Source organism: Variovorax sp. P4_D9 (genome assembly GCF_056401695.1).
The window spans coordinates 12,064-33,049 of the sequence record NZ_JBFUIU010000017.1; the positions used below are offsets into that span (position 1 = coordinate 12,064).

The 20,986-nt window shown below is 68.5% G+C and carries 14 protein-coding genes; 6 read left to right on the forward strand and 8 right to left on the reverse strand.

Annotated features, from left to right (window positions below; translation table 11 throughout):
* Window positions 1-5: 5 nt before the first annotated feature.
* The 8 genes from gshB to leuS form a co-directional block, all read right to left on the reverse strand.
* Window positions 6-953, reverse strand: coding sequence for a glutathione synthase (gene gshB / locus AC1DY5_RS03615; protein WP_478108594.1), 948 nt, complete (start codon window positions 951-953; stop codon window positions 6-8).
* Window positions 950-2,197 (reverse strand): benzoate/H(+) symporter BenE family transporter, encoded by a 1,248-nt coding sequence (locus AC1DY5_RS03620; RefSeq protein WP_478108596.1) that lies wholly within the window; start codon window positions 2,195-2,197, stop codon window positions 950-952. The genes gshB and AC1DY5_RS03620 overlap by 4 nt, the downstream gene beginning before the upstream one ends.
* A 20-nt stretch (window positions 2,198-2,217) precedes the next feature.
* Window positions 2,218-4,086, reverse strand: a complete 1,869-nt coding sequence (locus AC1DY5_RS03625) for a potassium transporter Kup (protein ID WP_478108598.1) — start codon at window positions 4,084-4,086, stop codon at window positions 2,218-2,220.
* A gap of 157 nt (window positions 4,087-4,243) precedes the next feature.
* Window positions 4,244-5,542 carry a glutamate--cysteine ligase gene (gene gshA, locus AC1DY5_RS03630; RefSeq protein WP_478108599.1) on the reverse strand — a complete coding sequence of 433 codons (1,299 nt, stop codon included), beginning with the start codon at window positions 5,540-5,542 and terminating at the stop codon, window positions 4,244-4,246.
* 200 nt (window positions 5,543-5,742) lie between these two features.
* A complete protein-coding gene (locus AC1DY5_RS03635) occupies window positions 5,743-7,035 on the reverse strand; it encodes a glutamate-5-semialdehyde dehydrogenase (RefSeq protein WP_478108601.1) in 1,293 nt (430 codons plus the stop codon).
* A 94-nt stretch (window positions 7,036-7,129) separates the two neighbouring features.
* Window positions 7,130-8,203 carry a DNA polymerase III subunit delta gene (gene holA / locus AC1DY5_RS03640; protein WP_478108604.1) on the reverse strand — a complete coding sequence of 358 codons (1,074 nt, stop codon included), beginning with the start codon at window positions 8,201-8,203 and terminating at the stop codon, window positions 7,130-7,132.
* A 49-nt stretch (window positions 8,204-8,252) separates the two neighbouring features.
* Window positions 8,253-8,762 (reverse strand): LPS-assembly lipoprotein LptE, encoded by a 510-nt coding sequence (locus AC1DY5_RS03645; protein ID WP_478108606.1) that lies wholly within the window; start codon window positions 8,760-8,762, stop codon window positions 8,253-8,255.
* Entirely contained in the window at window positions 8,759-11,404 is a 2,646-nt protein-coding gene (gene leuS, locus AC1DY5_RS03650; RefSeq protein WP_478108609.1) for a leucine--tRNA ligase, read from the reverse strand. The genes AC1DY5_RS03645 and leuS overlap by 4 nt, the downstream gene beginning before the upstream one ends.
* 96 nt (window positions 11,405-11,500) lie before the next feature.
* Here leuS and AC1DY5_RS03655 point away from each other — a divergent pair, with 96 nt between their 5' ends.
* The 6 genes from AC1DY5_RS03655 to AC1DY5_RS03680 all read left to right on the forward strand — a co-directional run.
* Window positions 11,501-13,150: an alpha-glucosidase gene (locus AC1DY5_RS03655; RefSeq protein WP_478108613.1), complete on the forward strand. Its 1,650-nt coding sequence runs from the start codon at window positions 11,501-11,503 to the stop codon at window positions 13,148-13,150.
* Entirely contained in the window at window positions 13,140-15,299 is a 2,160-nt protein-coding gene (glgB, locus tag AC1DY5_RS03660; protein ID WP_478108617.1) for a 1,4-alpha-glucan branching protein GlgB, read from the forward strand. Before AC1DY5_RS03655 ends, glgB begins: the two co-directional genes overlap by 11 nt.
* A 16-nt stretch (window positions 15,300-15,315) precedes the next feature.
* The gene (gene glgX, locus AC1DY5_RS03665) at window positions 15,316-17,352 is read left to right on the forward strand and encodes a glycogen debranching protein GlgX (RefSeq protein ID WP_478108619.1); all 2,037 of its coding nucleotides are present in this window, start codon (window positions 15,316-15,318) and stop codon (window positions 17,350-17,352) included.
* Window positions 17,353-17,410: 58 nt separating this feature from the next.
* A complete protein-coding gene (gene glgC / locus AC1DY5_RS03670) occupies window positions 17,411-18,703 on the forward strand; it encodes a glucose-1-phosphate adenylyltransferase (RefSeq protein WP_478108621.1) in 1,293 nt (430 codons plus the stop codon).
* 5 nt (window positions 18,704-18,708) lie between these two features.
* Window positions 18,709-20,157: a glycogen synthase GlgA gene (gene glgA, locus AC1DY5_RS03675; protein ID WP_478108623.1), complete on the forward strand. Its 1,449-nt coding sequence runs from the start codon at window positions 18,709-18,711 to the stop codon at window positions 20,155-20,157.
* Between the two features lie 28 nt (window positions 20,158-20,185).
* Window positions 20,186-20,986: glycogen/starch/alpha-glucan phosphorylase (locus tag AC1DY5_RS03680; protein WP_478108625.1), on the forward strand; the 801-nt coding region annotated here is incomplete at its 3' end.

A 20,986-nucleotide genomic window follows, 5' to 3' on the forward strand; every position in this document is an offset into this window, starting at 1 on the left:
GACCTTCACGCCTTCACATGCGCTTCCAGCGCATCGATGAACATCGCCGGCACGTCGAAGCCGGTCTGCTCGGTGATCTCCTGGAAGCAGGTCGGGCTGGTGACGTTGATCTCGGTCACGCAGTCGCCGATCACGTCGAGGCCGATCAGCAGCAGCCCGCGCGGCGCTAGCGCGCGGCCCACGGCTTCGGCGATCTCGCGGTTCTTCGGCGTCAGCGGCTGGGCCACGCCCTTGCCGCCGGCCGCCAGGTTGCCGCGCACCTCGGTGCCCTGCGGGATGCGGGCCAGCACGAAGGGGACCGGCTCGCCCGCGATGATCAGGATGCGCTTGTCGCCGTCCGAGATCTCGGGCACGAAGCGCTGCACCATGATCGTTTCGGCGCCGCCCTTGTTGAGCGTCTCGGTGATCGAGCCGAGATTGAGCCCGTCTTCGCGGACGCGGAAGATGCCCATGCCGCCCATGCCGTCAAGCGGCTTCAGGATGATGTCCTTGTGCTCGGCATGGAAGGCGCGCACGGCCGCCGGGTCGCGCGTGACCAGGGTCGGACTGGTGAACTGCTGGAACTCCATCACCGCGAGCTTCTCGGGATGCTCGCGCAGCGAGGCCGGCTTGTTGACGACCTTCGCGCCTTCGCGTTCGGCCTGGCCCAGCAGGTGCGTGGCATAGATGTACTCGGCGTCGAAGGGCGGATCCTTGCGCATGAGGATCGCGTCGAAGCCGTGCAGCGGCGCACGACGGCGCGGCGTTTCGGTGAACCAGTCGTCGATGTTCCCGGTGAGCGTGATGTCGCGCACGCTGGCCGTCACGGGCTGCCCGGTCTGCCAGCCCATGTCGCGCGGCTCGCAGGCCGAGATGCTGTGGCCGCGGCGCTGGGCCTCGCGCATCATCGAGAAGGTGGTGTCCTTGTAGATCTTGAAGTGCTCGAGCGAGTCGGCGACGAAGAGGATGTTCACGAGCTGTTCTTTCCAATAGCGGCTTTGGCTTCCTGCGCGATCTTGCACGCAGGTGCGATGTCCTTGCCCAGCGCGGCCTTCTTGCCTCCAAGCTGCTGGATGCCGAGCGCCAGCGCCCCGGCCACCACGCCCCAGAAGGCCGAGCCGATGCCCACCAGCGTGACGCCCGAGAGCGTGACCAGGAAGGTGATCAGCGCCGCCTCGCGGTGCGGCTCGTCGCGCACCGCGGCCGCGAGACCGCCGCCGATGGTGCCGAGCAACGCCAGGCCGGCGATGGTCGCGACCAATTCCTTCGGGAAGGCGGTCAAGAGCCCCGTGACGGCGGCGCCGAACAGGCCGATCACGACGTAGATTGCGCCGCAGCTCACCGCTGCCGTATAGCGCCGCGCCGGATCCTCGTGCGCCTCGCGGCCCATGCAGATCGAGGCCGTAATGGCGCTGAGATTCAGCGCGAAGGCACCGAAGGGCGCCAGCACCAATGTGAAAAGGCCGCTGATCGTGATCAGCTTCGACACTGGCAGGTCATAGCCGGCGGCGCGGATCGCTGCCACGCCCGGCAGGTTCTGCGACGCCATCGTGACGACGAACAGCGGCAGCGCGAGGCTGACCACCGCCTGCCAGCTGAAGACCGGCAGCGTGAACACCGGCATCGCCAGGCTGAAGTGCACCGCGCTCCAGGCCAGATCGCCGCGCGCCGCGGCGAAGACGATGCCGACTCCCAGGGTCAGCGGCACCGCATAGCGCGGCAGCAGCCGCTTGGCCACCAGGTAGGCGCCGAGCATCAGCAGCACCAGCGGCAGCGCGGTCTGGGCAGCGATGAAGGCCTGCAGCCCGAAGCGCGCCAGCACGCCGGCCAGCAGCGCCGAGGCCAGTGCCATCGGGATCCTGTTCATGACCCGCTCGAACCAGCCGGTGGCGCCGGCCAGCGCCATCAGCAGCGCGCAGACGATGAAGGCGCCGACCGCCTCGCCCATGCTGAAGCCGGCGCCGGCGACCGCCAGCACGGCGGCACCGGGCGTGCTCCAGGCGATCATCACGGGCTTGCGCCACCACAGCGAGGGCAGCGCCGAGGCCAGCCCCATGCCGAGGCCCAGCGCCCACATCCAGGAGGAGATCATCTCGGGCGTGGCGCCGAAGGCCTGCGCAGCCTGGAACACGATCGCCACGGAACTCGTGAAACCGACCAGCACGGCGACGAAGCCGGCGGTGAAGGCCGACAGGCTCAGGTCCTTGAAAAAGCGCATCCCTGGATTGTGCCGGGGGCCTAGATTTCTATCTTGGAGCCCAGTTCGACCACCGCGTTGTTCGGCAGCCCCAGGAAATCCGCCGCCCCGCTCGCGTTGTGATGCATCTGCGCAAACAGCTTCTCGCGCCAGGGCGCCATGCCGCTGCCTATCGTCGGGATCACGACGTCGCGCGACAGGAAGTAGCTGGTCGCCATCGGCTCGATCTGGCAGCCGCGCATGCGCGCGTGCTCGAGCGCGCGCGGCAGGTCGATCTCGTTCTTGAAGCCGTAGTGCACCACTACCTGCCAGCAGTGGTGGCCCAGCGCCTCCATCTCGACGCGCTTGTCCATCGGGATCCACGGCACCTCGTGGTTGCGCACCGTCACGAACAGGTTCTGGTCGTGCAGCACCTTGTTGTGCTTGAGGTTGTGCAGCAGCGCGTTGGGCACCACGCCCGGCTCCGCGGTCATGAAGACCGCCGTGCCGTCGACCCGCGCCGGCGGGCTCACGAAGACCGAGTCGAGGAAGCCGCGCAGGTCGATCGCCTCGGCCAGCTGGGTCTCGCCCATCAGCCGGCGCCCTTCCTTCCAGGTCACCATCAGCATGAAGATCGAGCCGCCGATCAGCAGCGGGAACCAGCCGCCCTCGAACAGCTTGAGCAGGTTCGAGGCGAAGAACAGGAAGTCGACCACGAAGAAGGCGCCGGTGGCCGCGATGCACAGGATCAGCGGGTACTTCCAGGCGTAGCGGATCACGAAGAAGGTCAGCACCGTGGTGATCAGCATGTCGGTGGTCACCGCGATGCCGTAGGCCGCCGCCAGGTTGCTCGACGAGCGGAACATCACCACCGCCAGCACGATCGCCACGAACAGGCCCCAATTGACGAAGGGGATGTAGATCTGGCCGGCGGTGCGCACGCTGGTGTGCTCGATGTTCATGCGCGGCAGGTAGCCGAGCTGGATCACCTGGCGGGTGACGCTGAAGGCGCCGGTGATCAGCGCTTGCGACGCGATCACGGTGGCGGCCGTGGCCAGCAGCACCAGCGGCAGCAGCGCCCACTCGGGCGCCATCATGAAGAAGGGGTTCTTCACGGCCAGCGGGTTCTCCAGCAGCAGCGCGCCCTGGCCGAAGTAGTTGAGCGTCAGCGCCGGCATCACGACCGAGAACCAGGCGATGCGTATCGGCTTCTTGCCGAAGTGCCCGAGGTCGGCGTAGAGGGCCTCGGCGCCGGTCACGCACAGCACGGTCGCGCCCAGTATGATGAAGCTGGTGACCGGGTTGTTCCACATGAAGCGCAGCGCGTAATGCGGGCTCATCGCCTTGAGGATCTCGGGATGGGTGAGGATCTGCGACACGCCGAGCACCGCGATTGCGAAGAACCAGGCCAGCGTGATCGGACCGAAGAAGCGGCCGATGCCCGCCGTGCCGCGCTTCTGGACCACGAACAGGCCGAACAGCACGACCAGCGTGATCGGGATCACGTAGTGCCGGAACTGCGGCGACACCACCTCCAGGCCCTCGACCGCCGACAGCACCGAGATCGCCGGCGTGATGACGCCGTCGCCATAGAAGAGCGAGGTGCCGAAGATGCCGACCACCAGCAGCACCTGCCGCAGCCGGGGCTTGCCGGTCACCGCCTGCGAGGCCAGCGCGAGCATCGCCACCAGACCGCCTTCGCCCTCGTTGTCGGCGCGCAACACCAGCACCACGTACTTCAGCGAGACGATCACCGTCAGGGTCCAGAAGAACATCGACAGGATGCCGTAGACGTTCTCGATGGTGAAAGGAACGTGGCCGTGGCCGAACACCTCCTTGACCGCATACAGGACGCTCGTGCCGATGTCGCCATAGACGACACCGATGGCCGCGAGGATCAGCGCAGCGGAGGAGGATTTAGGGGCGGACACGGAATGGCTGCAAAGGGTCGCCTGGCGTGCAGCACACCGCGACGGGGCGCTGTGCGGCCCGCTTCGGCCGCTGAATCGCCTTCCACCCTGTCGTTTGCGTTGTTATGGGGCCGCTATTTTGCCGTTGCCGCGCCGGTCCGCAAGCTGTAGCCCGAAATCATTCATAGACTTCGGCATCCGGGTCGGTGGCCTCGAGTTCGTAACTGGCCGCCACCATCGCGAGCCGGCCGATCACGCCGTACATGTAGAAGCGATTCGGAGCGCTGGCGCCCGGTTTTGCGCCCGGCTGTGGTAAGTGCGCACTTTCGGAAAATGCCAATGGAACGAAGCTCGCACCCGGCAGGTTGAGGTTTTCGTCCGGGGCCCGCTCGGCATGCACCCGGTAGAAGCCGCCGACGACGTAGCGGTCCATCATGTAGACCACCGGCTCGGCGACCCCGTTGTGCACCCGCTCGTTGGTCAGCACGCCTTCCTGCACGATCAGGTCGCAGGGCTCCTGGTCCTCCTTGGCGGCGCCGGCCTTGCTGGCGCGCGGCCGTCGCACCAGGGCCTCGATCTCCTTTGCGTCGCGCACCGTCATGACACCCAGGCCCGCGCTGCCGTTGTCGGTCTTGACCACCACGAAGGGCTTCTCGTTGATTCCGTATTCCTTGTACTTGCGGCGCACCTTGGCGAGCAGCGCGTCGACATGGCTGGTCAGCACGTCGATGCCCTGGCCGGTCGCGAAGCTGACCTCCGCGGCCCGGGCGTACATCGGGTTGATCAGCCAGGGGTCGATCCCGAGCAGTTTGCCGAAGCGCTTCGACACCTCTTCGTAGCTGTGGAAATGATTGCTCTTGCGGCGCACCGACCAACCGGCATGCAGCGGCGGCAGCAGGTACTGCTCGTGCAGGTCCTCGAGGATGCCCGGCGTGCCGGCCGACAGGTCGGTGTTGAGCAGGATGGTGCAGGGGTCGAAGTGCTTGAGCCCCAGGCGGCGCTTGCTGCGCACCACCGGCTCCAGGCAGACCGTCTCGCCGTTGGGCAGCTCGATCTTTTTCGGCGACTTGATCGCCGGATCGATCGAGCCGACCCGCACGTTGAGCCCGGCCATGTGGAAGATGCGCACCAGTTGCGCGACGTTGGCCAGGTAGAAGGTGTTGCGCGAGTGGTTCTCGGGGATCACGAGCAGGTTGCGCGCCTCGGGGCAGATCTTCTCGATCGCCGCCTGGGCTGCCTGCACCGCCAGCGGCAGCATCTCGGGCGTCAGGTTGTTCCAGCCGCCCGGATAGAGGCTGGTGTCGACCGGCGCCAGCTTGAAGCCGGCGTTGCGGATGTCGACCGAGCTGTAGAACGGCGGCGTGTGCTCCATCCATTCGAGCCGGAACCAGCGCTCGATGGCAGGGGTCGAGTCGAGCACGCGCTGCTCGAGTTCGTTGATAGGGCCGGTCAGGGCGGTGACGAGATGGGGGACCATGCGGCGGCCTTGTTGGATTGGTGCCTGAGCTAGAGCGGGGATTGTAGATTTGGGGGCGGACGCCCCGATGACAACCTCGACAGCGCCACTCTCGATGCCAGAAACACCGCGGAACCGGCTTCGCCGGGCCGCTGGTGTTGCCTGCCCCCGGTAGGGGGTGGGCGCCCCGACACGAAGTGCGGGGCAACCTGGGGGCGAGCCTAGCTCCGCACTTCGCCCTGACCCAGAACCACGTACTTCAGCGACGTCAGCCCCTCGATCCCGACCGGGCCGCGCGCGTGGAACTTGTCGGTGCTGATACCGATCTCGGCGCCCAGGCCGAACTCGAAGCCGTCGGCGAAACGGGTGCTGGCATTGACCATGACGCTGGCCGAATCGACCTCGCGCAGGAAGCGCTGGGCGTTCATGTGGTCGCGCGTGACGATCGCATCCGTGTGATGGCTCGAATAGTGGTTGATGTGCGCTATGGCCTCGTCCACGCCCTCGACCACCTTGATGCTGATGACCGCCGCCAGGTACTCCTCGAACCAGTCCGATTCGACCGCGTCGACCACCTTGTCGGCCGGCAGGTGCGCGCTTTCGGCGCGCAGGATCTGCGCCGCCGCCGGGTCGCAGCGCATTTCGACGCCCTTGGCGGCGAAGATGGCGCCGATCTCGGGAAGGAAGGTCTCGGCGATCGAGGACGCCACCAGCAGGCCCTCGGCGGCGTTGCAGGGGCTGTACTTCTGGGTCTTGGCGTTGTCGACGATCTTCAGCGCCATGTCGAGCTCGGCCGTGTGGTCGACATAGACATGGCAGTTGCCGTCGAGGTGCTTGATCACCGGCACCCGGGCGTCGCGGCTGATGCGCTCGATCAGGCCCTTGCCGCCGCGCGGGATGATGACGTCGACGAACTGCGGCATCGCGATCAACTGGCCCACGGCCTCGCGGTCGGTGGTGCCCACCAGTTGCACGGCATCAACCGGCAGGCCGGCCTCCTCGAGCGCCTCGGCGACCAGCCGCGCCAGCGCCTTGTTCGATTCGATCGCCTCGGAGCCGCCGCGCAGGATCGCCGCGTTGCCGCTCTTGATCGCCAGGCTGGCAGCCTCGATGGTCACGTTGGGGCGGCTCTCGTAGATCATGCCGAAGACGCCGATCGGCACCCGCATCTGGCCGACCCGGATGCCGCTGGGCTGCTGCCGCATGCCGATCACCTCGCCGATCACGTCGGACATTGCGGCCAGCTGTTCGCAACCCTGCGCCACGGTCTCGATGACCTTTGGCGTCAGCTTGAGCCGGTCGACCATCGGCGCCGACAGGCCGGCGCCCTCGGCCCGCGCCAAGTCGTTCGCATTGGCCTCGGACAGCGGCGCGCCGGCGGCTCGCAGCCGGCGCGCCAGCGCCTTCAGCGCCTTGTTCTTGGTGGCGGCGTCCGCCCGCGCCATCAGGGCCGAAGCGAGCTTGGCCTGCAAGCCGAGCGTTTGGACGTACTCGGAGACATTCAAGGTGTTCATCCCCGGATTGTGCAGCGAGGTCCAAAGGCGGCGTGCAACAGGGGGCAGCAATGCACCATTTTTGTGCGCCGCCGCTGGGATCGAAGCGCGGCGATCAGCGCGGCCTGGCGGGCGAGGCGGCGGGCGCGCAGGCCCGGCACAGCATCAGCGCCAGCCGATGCAGGGCCTGCCAGCCGTTGGCCGGCCAGTCGGGCTGCTTGAGACCCTTGACGATGCCGTCGACCACGTGGGCGGCGCGCAGCATGCGGGCCAGCGCCCGGTCGTCGAGCCGCGGCAGCACGCGCTCGAAGGCGCGCTCGCGCGGGCCCCAGATGCGGTTCTCGCGCAGTGCCATCGGCAGCGGCCGGCCGGCCGCCATCGCGTCTTTCACGCGCTTCAGCGCCCGGATGTCCTCGGCCAGCGTGTAGTGCACCAGCACCTCGGCCTCGCCCTCGGCCCGCAGGCCGTCGAGCATGCGCGATACGCGCTGGGGATTGCCGGCCAGCACCGCGTCCGACAGCTTGAAGACATCGTAGCGGGCGACGTTGTTGACCGCGCCCTCGACCTGTTCCCAGCCGAGCTCGCCCTCGGGGTGCAGCAACGCGAGCTTCTGGATCTCCTGGTGCGCCGCCAGCAGGTTGCCCTCGACCCGGTCGGCGAAGAACTGCAGGGTGCGCTGGCCTTCCTCGCCGGCCTTCACGCGCTGGCCCTGCAGCGCCAGCCGCTGGGCGATCCACTGCGGCAGCGCGGCACGCTCGACGGCGTCGACCTGCAGGCTGACGCCATGGTTCTCGAGCGCAGCGAACCAGGCTGCGCTCCGGGTCGCCTTGTCGAGCCTGGGCAGCAGCACCAGCGTGAGCGTGCTGTCGTTGCCGGGTGCGGCCTCGGCGATCTGCTGCAGCGCGGCGCTGCCGTCCTTGCCGGGCTTGCCCGAGGGGATCCGGATCTCGACGATCTGCCGCTCGGCAAACAGGCTCAGCGAGCCCTCCGCCGCCAGCACCGCGCTCCAGTCGAAATGGGCGCCGGCCACGGTGTACGAACTGCGCTCGGTGTAGCCCTGGGCACGTGCCGCGGCACGGATCGCGTCGGCGGCTTCCTGCGCCAAAAGCGGCTCGTCGCCGTGGATAACATAGAGTGGCGCCACCCGCTTCGCGAGGTGGGCGGCCAGTTGCGAAGTGCTCAGTTGCATGGTCCGTTCAGCCCGTATCCCGGCATGCCGGGCAACCTGGGGGCGAGCGTCATTTGATCGCAGCGAGGCGGCGCAGCACTTGCTGGGCGATGTCGCTCTGCATGTCGCGGTACAGCAGTTCGGCTTCGCCTTCCTTGGCCAGCGCGGCGGTCTCGTTGTAGGTGATGTCGCGCGACTGCTGGATCTCGGTCGGTCCGAGCAGTTCCTTGCCGCCCTGGCCCCGCACCCTGAAGCGCAGGGTCAGGATCAGTTGCAGTTCGCGCACCTGACCCTCGGGTGTGGTCGACAGCACGATGTTGTTGCGGGCCTCGCCGAGCAGCTCCAGCACCGCCTCGGCCTTGTCGGCCTGGTCGGCGGGCAGCACCTCCACGGTGCCGGCAGCCCTGAGCTGCCGCCGCAGGTAGTTCGAGAACGGCGAACTGCCCGTCACGACGATGCTCTTGAATGCAAAGGTCGGCGCCTTGCGCAATTCGAATCCGCAGCCCGCCAGCGCCAAGGCGGCCGCGACGGCCAGAAAGCCGCGCCGCGGCAGCGGCGAGCGTCCGATCGCCCGCCTCATAGCACCACGTTGACCAGCCGGCCCGGCACCACGATCACGCGCTTGGCGACCGCGCCCGCGGCATGCTGCACGAAGGCCTCGCAGCTGAGCGCGATCTTCTCGATCTCCGGCTTGCTGGCCGCGGACGGCACGCGCAGCGAGCCGCGCAGCTTGCCGTTGATCTGCAGCATCAGCTCGATCTCGGCCTGCTCGAGCGCGCTGACATCGACCACCGGCCAGGACGCATCGAGCAAATCGCCCTGGTCCTTGTCGTAGCCGAGTTGCTGCCAGAGCTGGTGCGCGATGTGCGGCGTCGCCGGGTAGAGGCAGCGCAGCAGGATGCCGAAGCCCTCGCGCACCGCGGCGCGGTCGCCGGCGTGGGCCGCGGCCGGCTTGAAGCCTTCCAGGGCATTGAGCAGCTTCATCGCCCCCGACACCACCGTGTTGTATTGCATGCGCTGGTAGTCGTAGTCGATCTGGCGCAGCACGGTGTGGACTTCGTGGCGCAGCACCTTGGCCTCCTTGCCGAACACGGGCTTGCCGGCCGCTGCCGCGCCGCCCGCGGCCGCCGCCGCATGCTGCGCGACGCCGAAGTTCCAGACCCGGCGCAGGAAGCGGTAGCTTCCTTCGACCGCGGCGTCGTTCCACTCGAGCGTCGCGTCGGGCGGTGCGGTGAACATGGTGTAGAGGCGCGCGGTGTCGGCGCCGTACTTCTCGATCAGGTCCTGCGGATCGACGCCGTTGCGCTCGGTCTTGCCCATCTTGCCCACGCCGCCGTACTCGACCTGCGTGCCATCGGCCAGGGTGCCGCCGCTGATGCGCCCCTGCGCGTCGAGCACCGGCGTGACCTCGGCCGGCGGGAAGTACTCCTTGCCGCCCTTCTCGCCACGACGGTAGAAGATGTGGTTGAGCACCATGCCCTGCGTCAGCAGCTTGCTGAAGGGCTCGTCGACCTTCAGCAGCCCCAGGTCGCGCATCACCTTGGTCCAGAAGCGCGCGTAGAGCAGGTGCAGGATCGCGTGCTCGATGCCGCCGATGTACTGGTCCATCGGCATCCAGTACTTCGCGCCATTGGCCACCATGGCGTCGTCGTTCTTCGGGTCACAGTAGCGCATGAAGTACCACGAGCTGTCGACGAAGGTGTCCATCGTGTCGGTCTCGCGCCGCGCGGGCTTGCCGCAGACCGGGCAGACCACGCCGGCATGGAAGCCTTTATGCTTGGCGAGCGGATTGCCCGAGCCGTCGGGCACGCAATCGGTCGGCAGGACGACCGGGAGGTCCTTCTCGGGCACCGGCACCGCGCCGTGCGCCTCGCAATGGATGATCGGGATCGGCGTGCCCCAGTAGCGCTGCCGGCTCACGCCCCAGTCGCGCAGGCGCCAGGTGGTCTGCATCTCGCCCAGGCCCTTCTGGTGCAGCGCATGGGCCACGGCCTTGACCGCCACCGGGTAGTGCATGCCGCTGAAGTTGTCGGAATTGATGGTCACGCCGCGCTGCTTGTCGGCGTACCAGTCCTGCCAGCGGTGGTAGTTGAAGTGCGGCTCGTCGTCGACCAAGACCACCTGGATGATCTCGATGCCGTACTTATTGGCAAAGGCGAAGTCGCGCTCGTCGTGCGCCGGCACGCCCATCACGGCGCCGTCGCCGTAGCTCATCAGCACGTAGTTGCCGACCCAGACCGGGATCGGTTCCTCGGTGATCGGGTGGGCCACGGTGAGCCCCGTGGGCACGCCCTTCTTTTCCTGCGTGGCGAGTTCGGCCTCGGTGGTGCCGCCGCCCTTGGCCTCGGCGATGAAGGCCGCGACCTTGGGATTGGTCTTCGCGGCATGGGTGGCCAGCGGATGCTCGGGCGCGACGGCGCAGAAGGTCACGCCCATGATGGTGTCGGCACGGGTCGTGAAGACGTACATGCGGCCGCCCTGGATCAGGTGGCCCTTGTCGTCCTTGATCTTGTGCGTGAAGGCGAAGCGCACGCCTTCGCTCTTGCCGATCCAGTTCTCCTGCATCAGCTTGACGCGCTCGGGCCAGCCCGGCAGCTTGTGCTGGGTGTGATCGAGCAGTTCCTCGGCGTAGTCGCTGATCTTGAGGTAGTAGCCCGGGATTTCGCGCCGCTCGACGGTGGCGCCGGTGCGCCAGCCCTTGCCGTCGATCACCTGCTCGTTGGCCAGCACGGTCTGGTCGACCGGGTCCCAGTTGACCACCTGGGTCTTGCGGTAGGCGATGCCCTTCTCGAGCATCTTGAGGAACAGCCACTGGTTCCACTTGTAGTAGCTCGGGTCGCAGGTGGCGATCTCGCGGCTCCAGTCGATCGCCAGGCCCATGGCCTGGAGCTGGCTCTTCATGTAGCCGATGTTCTCGTAGGTCCATTTCGCCGGTGGAACGCCGTTTTTGAGCGCGGCGTTCTCGGCCGGCAGGCCGAAGGCGTCCCAACCCATCGGCATCAGCACGTTGTAGCCGCTCATGCGCAGGTAGCGCGTGAGCATGTCGTTGATCGTGTAGTTGCGCACGTGGCCCATGTGCAGCTTGCCGCTGGGGTAAGGCAGCATGGAGCAGGCGTAGTACTTCTTCTTGCGCGCGTCCTCGGTCACGCGGTAGGCATCGGCCGCGGTCCATTGGGCCTGGGCGGCGGACTCGACTTCGGCGGGTTTGTAGCTGGGGTTCATGGGCACTCTTGGCACTCGGCAACGACCCGGCGCCAGGCGGCCGGGGGAAGGCGAATTATCGCGGTTGCGGAGATGGCCCACTTCTCGCATGTCACAATGATTTTCGAACCCGAGGGGCACTGCATGGTCAAGGACTGGTGGCGCGGCGCTGTGATCTACCAGATCTACCCGCGCAGCTTCATGGACAGCAACGGAGACGGCATCGGCGACCTGCCGGGCATCACGGGCACCCTGGGCCATGTGGCCGGGCTGGGGGTGGACGCGATTTGGATCTCCCCCTTCTTCCGCTCGCCGATGAAAGATTTCGGCTACGACGTGGCCGACTACCGGGCGGTCGACCCGATCTTCGGCACCCTGCAGGACTTCGACGCCCTGCTGGCCCGGGCCCATGGGCTCGGCCTGAAGATCATCATCGACCAGGTCCTGTCCCACACCTCCGACCAGCATGCGTGGTTCGCGGCCAGCCGCGCCAGCCGCGACAACCCGCGGGCCGACTGGTACGTCTGGGCCGACCCCCGCCCCGACGGCACGCCGCCCAACAACTGGCTGTCGGTCTTCGGCGGTTCGGCCTGGCAATGGGATTCGCGCCGACGCCAGTACTACCTGCACAGTTTCCTGGCCGAGCAGCCCGACCTCAACTTCCACTGCCCGGCGGTGCAGGAGGCGCTGCTCGGCGAGGTGAAGTTCTGGTGCGAGCGCGGGGTCGACGGCTTCCGCTTCGATGCCTGCAACCATCAATTCCACGATGCGCAATTGCGCGACAACCCGCCCGCGAACGGCGGCGAGGTGAGCACGGTGCGGGCCGACAACCCCTATGCGATGCAGCAGCACCTGTACGACAAGAGCCAGCCCGAGAACCTGTTGTTCCTCGAACGCCTGCGCCGGCTGCTCGACGGCTACGGCGCGATCGCGCTGGGCGAGGTCGGCGACGAGGACGCACCGCCCGTGATGGCCCGCTACACCGAGCGTGACGAGCGGCTGCACCTGGCCTACAGCTTCAGCCTGCTGACCAGCGAGCACAGCGCCCGCCATCTGCGGACCCAGGTCGAGGCGCTCGACAGGGCCCTCGGCGAGACCGACGGCTGGGGCTGCTGGGCGGTCTCCAACCACGATGTGCCGCGCGTGGCCAGCCGGTGGAACGCCGCCGGCTCGGTCGACACCCGGCGCGACCGGCTCTGGTTGGCGCTGCTGCTGTCGCTGCGCGGCAGTGCCAGCGTCTACCAGGGCGAGGAACTCGGCCTGCCTGAGGCCGAGGTGCCCTTCGAATTGCTGCAGGACCCATACGGCCGGGCCTTCTGGCCCGAGTTCAAGGGCCGCGACGGCTGCCGGACGCCGATGCCGTGGCGGGCCGACCAGCCCCACGGCGGCTTCACCGATGGCCTGCCCTGGCTGCCGGTGCCGCAGACCCACCTGGCACTGGCCATCGACCAGCAAGCCGGCGACCCGCAGTCGATGCTGCACTACAGCCGCGCGCTGCTGCACTGGCGGCGCACGCAGCCCTTGCTGCGCACCGGCCGAATGAAATTCCTCGAGGCGCCGGAGCCCTTGCTGTGCTTCGAACGGCGCGAGGGTGACAAGGCGCTGCAAGCGGTGTTCAATCTGTCCGACACGCCGGCGACACTGCAATTGGCGCAGGCCCTTCGGCCGCTGGCCGGATCGCCGTTCGCCGGCGCCGAACTCGATGGCCGCGCCCTCGCGCTGCCGCCCTTCGGCGTCTTCATGGGGGAKCCCCTGCATGCTGCCTGATGCCGAAGTCCGAGCTTTGATGCGCGCCGAGCATGGCGACCCGTTTGCGGTGCTGGGTCCGCACGAGACGGACGAGGGCTTGTGGGTGCGCGCGCTGCTGCCGGGCGCCCAGTCCGTGGCGGTGCTGCACTCGGGCTCGGGCTGGCCGCTGGCCGAACTCGACCGCCAGGGCGACAGCGACCTTTTCGCCGCCCTGGTGCCAGCCTCGGAGGCCCGGCTCGGCTACCGCTTCGAGGTCGACTGGGGCGGACACAAGTCGGCGCTAGAGGACCCCTATCGGTTCCCCCCGGTGCTGGGCGACATGGATGTCTGGCTGCTGGCAGAGGGCACGCACCTGCGGCCCTACGAACAGCTGGGCGCCCACCTGCGTGAAATTGACGGCGTGCGTGGCGTCGCCTTCGCGGTCTGGGCGCCGAATGCGCGCCGGGTCTCGGTGGTCGGCGACTTCAACCAATGGGACGGCCGCCGCCACATGATGCGGCTGCGCCGCGAATGCGGCGTCTGGGAGATCTTCGCGCCCCACGTGGCGCCCGGCGACGGCTACGAATTCGAGATCCTGTCGGCGCAGGGCCAGGTGCTGCGCAAGGCCGATCCCTTCGGCTTCTCGGCCCGGCTGCGGCCCGACACCGCCTGCGTGGTGCAGCCCCTGCCGGCACCGGTGCAACTGCCGGCCGGACGCGCCGAAGCCAACGCCCGCGACGCCCCGGTCAGCATCTACGAGGTCCACCTCGGTTCCTGGCGGCGCAAGAACGGCCACGAATGGCTCGACTACCGCGAAATGGCCGACACCCTGGTGCCTTACGTGCGCGACATGGGCTTCACCCACATCGAGCTGCTGCCGGTCAGCGAGCACCCCTTCGACGGCTCCTGGGGCTACCAGCCGATCGGTCTCTACGCGCCGACCTCGCGCTTCGGCACGCCGGGCGATTTCCGCCATTTCGTTGAAGCCGCGCATGCGGCCGGGCTCGGCGTGATCCTCGACTGGGTCCCGGCCCACTTTCCGAGCGACGTCCACGGACTCGCGAACTTCGACGGCACCGCGCTTTACGAATACGCCGACCCGCGCGAGGGCTTCCACAACGACTGGCAGACGCTGATCTTCAACTACGCGCGGATCGAGGTCCGCAACTACCTGGTCGGCAATGCGCTCTACTGGCTCGAGCGCTATGGCGTCGACGGCCTGCGGGTCGACGCCGTGGCCTCCATGCTCTACCGCGACTACAGTCGCAAGGCCGGCGAATGGGTGCCCAACGCGCTCGGCGGACGCGAGAACCTCGAGGCGATCGAATTCCTGCGCCGCATGAACCGCGTGGTCGGCATCGAACGGCCCGGCGCCGTGACCCTGGCCGAGGAGTCGACCAGCTTCTCCGGCGTGACGCGGCCGCCCGAGAACGGCGGCCTCGGCTTCCACTACAAGTGGAACATGGGCTGGATGAACGACACGCTGGCCTACACCGGCATCAATCCGGTCTATCGCAAGCACCACCATCAGCGCATCACCTTCGGCCTGATGTACGCCTTCAGCGAGAACTTCGTGCTGCCGCTGTCGCACGACGAGGTGGTGCACGGCAAGGGCTCGATGATCGGCCGCATGCCCGGCGACGCCTGGCAGAAGTTCGCCGGGCTGCGCAACCTCTATGGCTACCTGTGGGCCTACCCGGGCAAGAAGCTGCTGTTCATGGGCGGCGAGTTCGCCCAGTTCGCCGAATGGAACGCCGACCACAGCCTCGACTGGCACCTGCTCGAGCAGCCGGCGCACCAGGGCATCCGGCGGCTGGTGCGCGACCTCAACAACGTCTACAGCCACTTTCCTGCGCTGCACGAACTCGACTGCGAGGCCGAGGGCTTCGAGTGGGTCTGCCACGACGACGCCGACCATTCGGTGTTCTCTTTCGTGCGGCGCGCGCGCAACGGCAGCTTCGTGCTGGCGGTGTGCAATTTCACGCCGGTGCCGCGGCTCGGCTATCGGCTGGGGGTGCCCGCGGAGGGCACCTACCACGAGCTCATCAACACCGACAACCCTGTCTACGGCGGCAGCGGCGTCGGCAACGCGCCGATCGCGAGCGAACCCGTGCCCTGGCATGGCCGGGCCCGGTCGATGGTGATCTCGGTGCCGCCCTTGGGAACCTTGATGTGGGTGCTGGCGTGAGGCCGGGGGGCAGCCCTTGATCGACGGCTCGCCCCTGCCGCTGGGCGCCACGCCGAGCCCCGAAGGCGTCAATTTCGCGCTCGCCGCGCCGAACGCCACGGAGGTCGAGCTGTGCCTGTTCGACAGCAGCGGCGCCCATGAACAGCAGCGCCTCAAGCTGAGCGCCTGCACCGACGGCGTCTGGCACACCCGCCTGCCGAGCGCCCGGCCGGGCCTGGTCTACGGCTGGCGGGTCCACGGCCCGTGGGCGACCCACGAGGGGCTGCGCTTCAATCCCGCCAAGCTGCTGCTCGACCCCTACGCACGCGAGATCGTCGGCCGCTACGGCGGCGAAGACCTGTTCCTCGGCCACGACCCGGCGCACCCGGAGCGGCGCGACACCCGGGACAACGCGGCGATCGCGCTCAAGGCCCGGGTCGCGGCGCCCCTGCCCGCGGCACCGCCGGGGCGCAGCCGCATCCCGGCCGGCGACCGCGTGCTCTGCGAAGTCCACGTGCGTGGCCAGACCCGCCTGCATCCCGACGTTCCCGAGGCCCTGCGCGGCAGCTACGCCGGGGTCGCGGAGCCGGCGGTGCTCGACCACTTGCAGCGCCTCGGCGTCACCACGCTGAGCCTGATGCCGGTGCAGCAGCGCGCCGACGAGTCGCGCCTGCTCGCGCAGGGCCTCAGCAACTACTGGGGCTACAGCTCGATCGGCTGGTTCGCGCCCGAAGTGCGCTACTGGAGCGGCCGCCCCGGCAGCACGCCCGCGAGCGAGTTCCGCGCCTTGGCCGACGCGGTCCACGCGCGCGGCATGGAACTGGTGATCGACGTGGTCTACAACCACAGCGCCGAGACCGACGAGCTCGGCCCGACGCTGAGCCTGCGCGGCATCGACAACGCGCTCTACTACCACCTGCGCCCCGACGACCGGGCGCTCTACCAGAACTGGACCGGCTGCGGCAACTGCCTGAACCTGGCCGAGCCGCGGGTGCTGCAGCTGGTGATGGACAGCCTGCGCTACTGGATGTGCGAACTCGGGGTCGACGGCTTCCGCTTTGACCTGGCGCCGGTGCTGGCGCGCGGCGCCGACGGCCAGTTCGACCCGCGCGCGCCCTTCCTCGCGGCGGTCGCGCAGGATCCGGTGCTGTCGCGCGCGCTGCTGATCGCCGAACCCTGGGACATCGGCCCGGGCGGCTACCGGCTGGGCGAGTTTCCGCCCGGCTGGCTCGAATGGAACGACCGCTTCCGCGACAGCCAGCGCGGCTTCTGGCTGCGGCGCTGCGAGGCCGTCGGCGAATTCGCCCATCGCTTCACGGCCTCCAGCGACGATTTCAAGCGCAACCGCCGCGCCCCGACCGCCAGCGTCAACTTCATCACCGCGCACGATGGCTTCACCCTGCGCGATCTGCTGAGCTACAGCGAACGCCACAACCTGGCCAATGGCGAAGGCAACCGCGACGGCAGCAGCCACAACCTGAGCCGCAACTGCGGCGTCGAGGGCGACACCGACGACCCGCGGGTGCTGGCCGAGCGCCGGCGCCTCCAGCGCGTGCTGCTGGCGGTGCTGCTGCTGTCCCAGGGCACGCCGATGCTGCTGGCCGGTGACGAGATCGGCCATACCCAGCGCGGCAACAACAACGCCTACTGCCAGGACAACGAAACGACCTGGCTGGACTGGACACGCGCCGACGCCGGCATGGCCGCCTACATCGCGCGGCTGCTGGCGCTGCGCCGCGAGGCCGAGCCCTTGCGCAGCACGCGATGGTGGCCGCCCGAGCCCGCCGCGGGCGCGACCGCGCTGCGCTGGCTGGCGCCCGAGGGCCACGACATGCGCGGTGAGGACTGGCGCAGCGACCGCCATGCCCTGGCGGTCCTGTTCGAGGCGCCGGCACCGGCTCCGAACTGGCTGCTGCTGCTCAACGCCGGCGGGGCCGAGGTCGAATTCACCCTGCCGCGGGGCCGCTGGAGGCGCCGGCTGGCCAGCGACCCGGCCCTCGACGAGGCGGCCGCCGAATCGCTTCACCCCACACGAACACTGCCGAGCGGCAGCCTCTGGATCGCAAGAACATGACACCTGGCGCACCGCGGTGCTAGGCTGGAATCATCGAGAAAACCAACGGAGGCTACTGATGGAAGACAAGGCGCAACCCACCCTGCAGGCCCACCAACTCGTTCGCCGTACCATCGCCCTGGTGCTGGCCGGCGGCCGCGGCTCCCGGCTCAAGCAACTCACGGACCGACGGGCCAAGCCCGCGGTCTACTTCGGAGGCAAGTTCCGCATCATCGATTTCGCGCTGTCGAACTGCCTCAACTCGGGCATCCGGCGGATGGCGGTGGTGACGCAGTACAAGTCGCACTCGCTGATGCGCCACCTGCAGCGCGGCTGGAGCTTCCTGCGCGCCGAGCTCAACGAGATGGTCGACGTGCTGCCGGCACAGCAGCGGGTCGGCGACGAGCACTGGTACCGCGGCACGGCCGACGCGGTGTACCAGAACCTCGACATCATCCAGACCCGTTCGACGCCGCACGACTACGTGGTGGTGCTGGCCGGCGACCACGTCTACAAGATGGACTACTCGATCATGCTAACCGACCACGTCGCCAGCGGCCGCGGCTGCACCGTCGGCTGCATCGAAGTGCCGCGCATGGAGGCCACGGCCTTCGGCGTGATGGCGATCGACGGCGAGCGCAACATCACGGCCTTTCTCGAGAAGCCCGCCGACCCCCCGGCCATGCCGGGAAACCCCGAGGTGGCGTTGGCCAGCATGGGCATCTACGTCTTCGACTCCGAATACCTCTACAAACTGCTCGAGGAAGACAACGCCAACCCCGATTCGAGCCACGATTTCGGCAAGGACATCATTCCGCGCGCGGTCGCCGAGGGCCGCGCGCTGGCCCATCCTTTCGGCATGTCCTGCGTGACCCGCGCCAGCCGCGGGCCCGGCGCCAATGCCTACTGGCGCGACGTGGGCACGATTGATGCATTCTGGGCAGCCAACCTCGATCTGGCCTCGATCACCCCCGAGCTCGACATCTATGACACCGACTGGCCCATCTGGACCTACCAGCGGCAGCTGCCGCCGGCCAAGTTCGTGCTCGACCGCGACGGCAAGCACGGGATGACGGTCAACACCATCGTCTCGGGCGGCTGCATCGTCTCGGGCTCCAAGGTCAGCAGCTCGGTGCTGTTCTCGGGCGTGCGCATCCATTCCTTCTGCGAAATCAACGAGGCCGTGCTGCTGCCGGACGTCGAGGTCGGCCGCGGCTGCCGGTTGAACAAGGTCGTGATCGACCGCGCATGCGTGATCCCCGACGAAATGGTGATCGGCGAGGACCCCGCAGCCGATGCCGCGCGCTTCGAGCGCACCGAGGGCGGCGTGGTGCTGGTGACGCGCGAGATGCTGAAGCGGCTGGCGCCTTGAGAACGATGAGGATCCTCCAGGTCAGCGCCGAACTGTTCCCCCTGCTCAAGACCGGCGGACTGGCCGACATCGCCGGTGCGCTGCCGCTGGCGCTGAGGGCGGCCGGCCAGGAGGCGCGCGTGCTGCTGCCGGGCTTCCCGGCGATCCTTTCGGGCGTCGCCGACGCCGTGCCGGTGGCCGGATTCACCGCGCCCTGGGGCGAGCGCGCGCAGCTGCTGCTCGGACGGATCGTGACCGCCGGCGCCCCCGACATCCCGACCTACGTCATCGACGCGCCGAGGCTCTACGACCGTCCCGGCAATCCCTACGAGGACCCGCGTGCCGACAACCACCGGCGTTTCGCACTGCTCGGCTGGGCGGCCGCGCAACTGGCCCAGGGACTCGACGCCGCCTGGCAGCCGGAGATCGTGCATGCGCACGACTGGCACGCGGCGCTGGCGCCGGCCTACATGGCCTTCGCGCCACGCCGCCACGGCCCGAAGGTCGGCAGCGTGTTCACCATCCACAACCTGGCCTACCAGGGGCTGTTCGCGGCCTCGCATTTCGCCGAACTGGGCCTGCCTGCCGCGGCCTTTTCGATCAACGGCCTCGAATACCATGGCCAGCTCTCGTTCATGAAGGGCGGCCTGTGCTTCGCCGACCGCCTCACGACTGTGAGTCCGACCTACGCGCGCGAGATCCAGACGCCCGAACAGGGCTTCGGCCTCGACGGCCTGCTGCGCAGCCGCGCGGACGCGCTGAGCGGCATCCTCAACGCGGTCGACGACCAGGTCTGGAATCCGGCCACCGACACGCTGATCCCGCACCGTTTCGACGTGCGCCGCCTGGTCGGCAAGACCCGCAACAAGGCGGCGCTGCAAGACGAACTCGGCCTGGCGCCGCAGCACGACGCGCCGCTGTTCGTGCTGGTCAGCCGGCTGACCGAACAGAAAGGCCTGCACCTGGTGCTCGAGGGCCTCGACGCGTTGCTGGTGCAGGGCGGCCAGCTGGCCTTGCTCGGCAGCGGCGATGCCTGGCTCGAGGCGGCCTTCAGGCAGCGGGCGGCCGATGCGCCGCTGTCGGTCAGCGTCACGCTGGGCTACAGCGAAGCGACCGCGCACCGGCTGTTCGGCGCCGGCGACGTCACGCTCGTGCCCTCGCTCTTCGAGCCCTGCGGGCTGACCCAGATGTACGGGCTCAAGTACGGCAGCCTGCCGCTGGTGCATCGGATCGGCGGCCTGGCCGACACGGTGGTCGACGCCACGTTGGAGGACATGGCCAGCGGCGAAGCCACCGGCTTCTGCTTCGAAGATTTCAACGCCGGAGGCTATGCGCGCGCGGTGCGCCGCGCCTTCGCGCTCTACCGGCGCCCGGCCGACTGGCGCGCCGTCCGTGCCAGCGCCATGCGCCGCCCCGCCGACTGGGGCAGCGCCGCCGCGCAATACCTCGGTGTCTACGCCGCGGCCCTGGCCTGAACCAGCCAACGAACTCCGCCACACCCCCATGACCATCAAAGACTTCAAGTACGACCATCCCGACCGCGATGTCGCCGCCTTCAAGCGCGCCGTCGCCAACAAGCTGATCTATGCGGTCGGCAAGGACCCGTTCGCGGCCAGCCCCGACGACTGGCTGCACGCCACCGCGCTGGCGGTGCGCGACCAGCTGGTCGAGCGCTGGATGGGCACCACGCGCGCGCAGTACACGCAGAAGCTCAAGCGCGTCTATTACATGTCGATGGAGTTCCTGATCGGGCGCACCTTCACCAACGCGCTGCTGGCGCTCGAGCTGCAGGATACTGTCAAGCAGGCGCTGGTCGACTTCGGCGTCGACATCCAGTCGCTGACCGAGCGCGAGCCCGATGCCGCGTTGGGCAATGGCGGCCTGGGCCGGCTCGCGGCCTGCTTCCTCGACTCGATGGCCACGCTGGGCGTGCCGGGCATGGGCTACGGCATCCGCTACGAGTACGGCATGTTCCGCCAGCGCATCGTCGACGGCCAGCAGGTGGAGACACCCGACTACTGGCTCACGCGCGGGAACCCGTGGGAGTTCCAGCGTCCCGAAGTGAGCTTCCGGGTGCGCTTCGGCGGCCACGTGCAGCGGCGCGAAGGCAAGAACGCGCCCTACGGCGCGGCCAACTGGGTCGACACCCACGACGTGCTGGCGATGGCCTACGACACCATCATCCCGGGCTACGGCACGCAGGCCACCAACACGCTGCGCCTGTGGTCGGCCAAGGCGACCGAGGAGATCGACCTCTCGGCCTTCAACCGCGGCAACTACATGGAGGCGGTGGAGAGCAAGAAC

What these genes read in the sequence shown, in the direction of transcription:
- leuS (WP_478108609.1), bottom strand. Translation starts at nt 11,404, where the DNA reads ATGAACCCCAGCTACAAACCCGCCGAAGTCGAGTCCGCCGCCCAGGCC.
- glgC (WP_478108621.1), top strand. Translation starts at nt 17,411, where the DNA reads ATGGAAGACAAGGCGCAACCCACCCTGCAGGCCCACCAACTCGTTCGC.
- AC1DY5_RS03620 (WP_478108596.1), bottom strand. Translation starts at nt 2,197, where the DNA reads ATGCGCTTTTTCAAGGACCTGAGCCTGTCGGCCTTCACCGCCGGCTTC.
- AC1DY5_RS03645 (WP_478108606.1), bottom strand. Translation starts at nt 8,762, where the DNA reads ATGAGGCGGGCGATCGGACGCTCGCCGCTGCCGCGGCGCGGCTTTCTG.
- glgB (WP_478108617.1), top strand. Translation starts at nt 13,140, where the DNA reads ATGCTGCCTGATGCCGAAGTCCGAGCTTTGATGCGCGCCGAGCATGGC.
- glgA (WP_478108623.1), top strand. Translation starts at nt 18,709, where the DNA reads ATGAGGATCCTCCAGGTCAGCGCCGAACTGTTCCCCCTGCTCAAGACC.
- gshA (WP_478108599.1), bottom strand. Translation starts at nt 5,542, where the DNA reads ATGGTCCCCCATCTCGTCACCGCCCTGACCGGCCCTATCAACGAACTC.
- AC1DY5_RS03635 (WP_478108601.1), bottom strand. Translation starts at nt 7,035, where the DNA reads ATGAACACCTTGAATGTCTCCGAGTACGTCCAAACGCTCGGCTTGCAG.
- holA (WP_478108604.1), bottom strand. Translation starts at nt 8,203, where the DNA reads ATGCAACTGAGCACTTCGCAACTGGCCGCCCACCTCGCGAAGCGGGTG.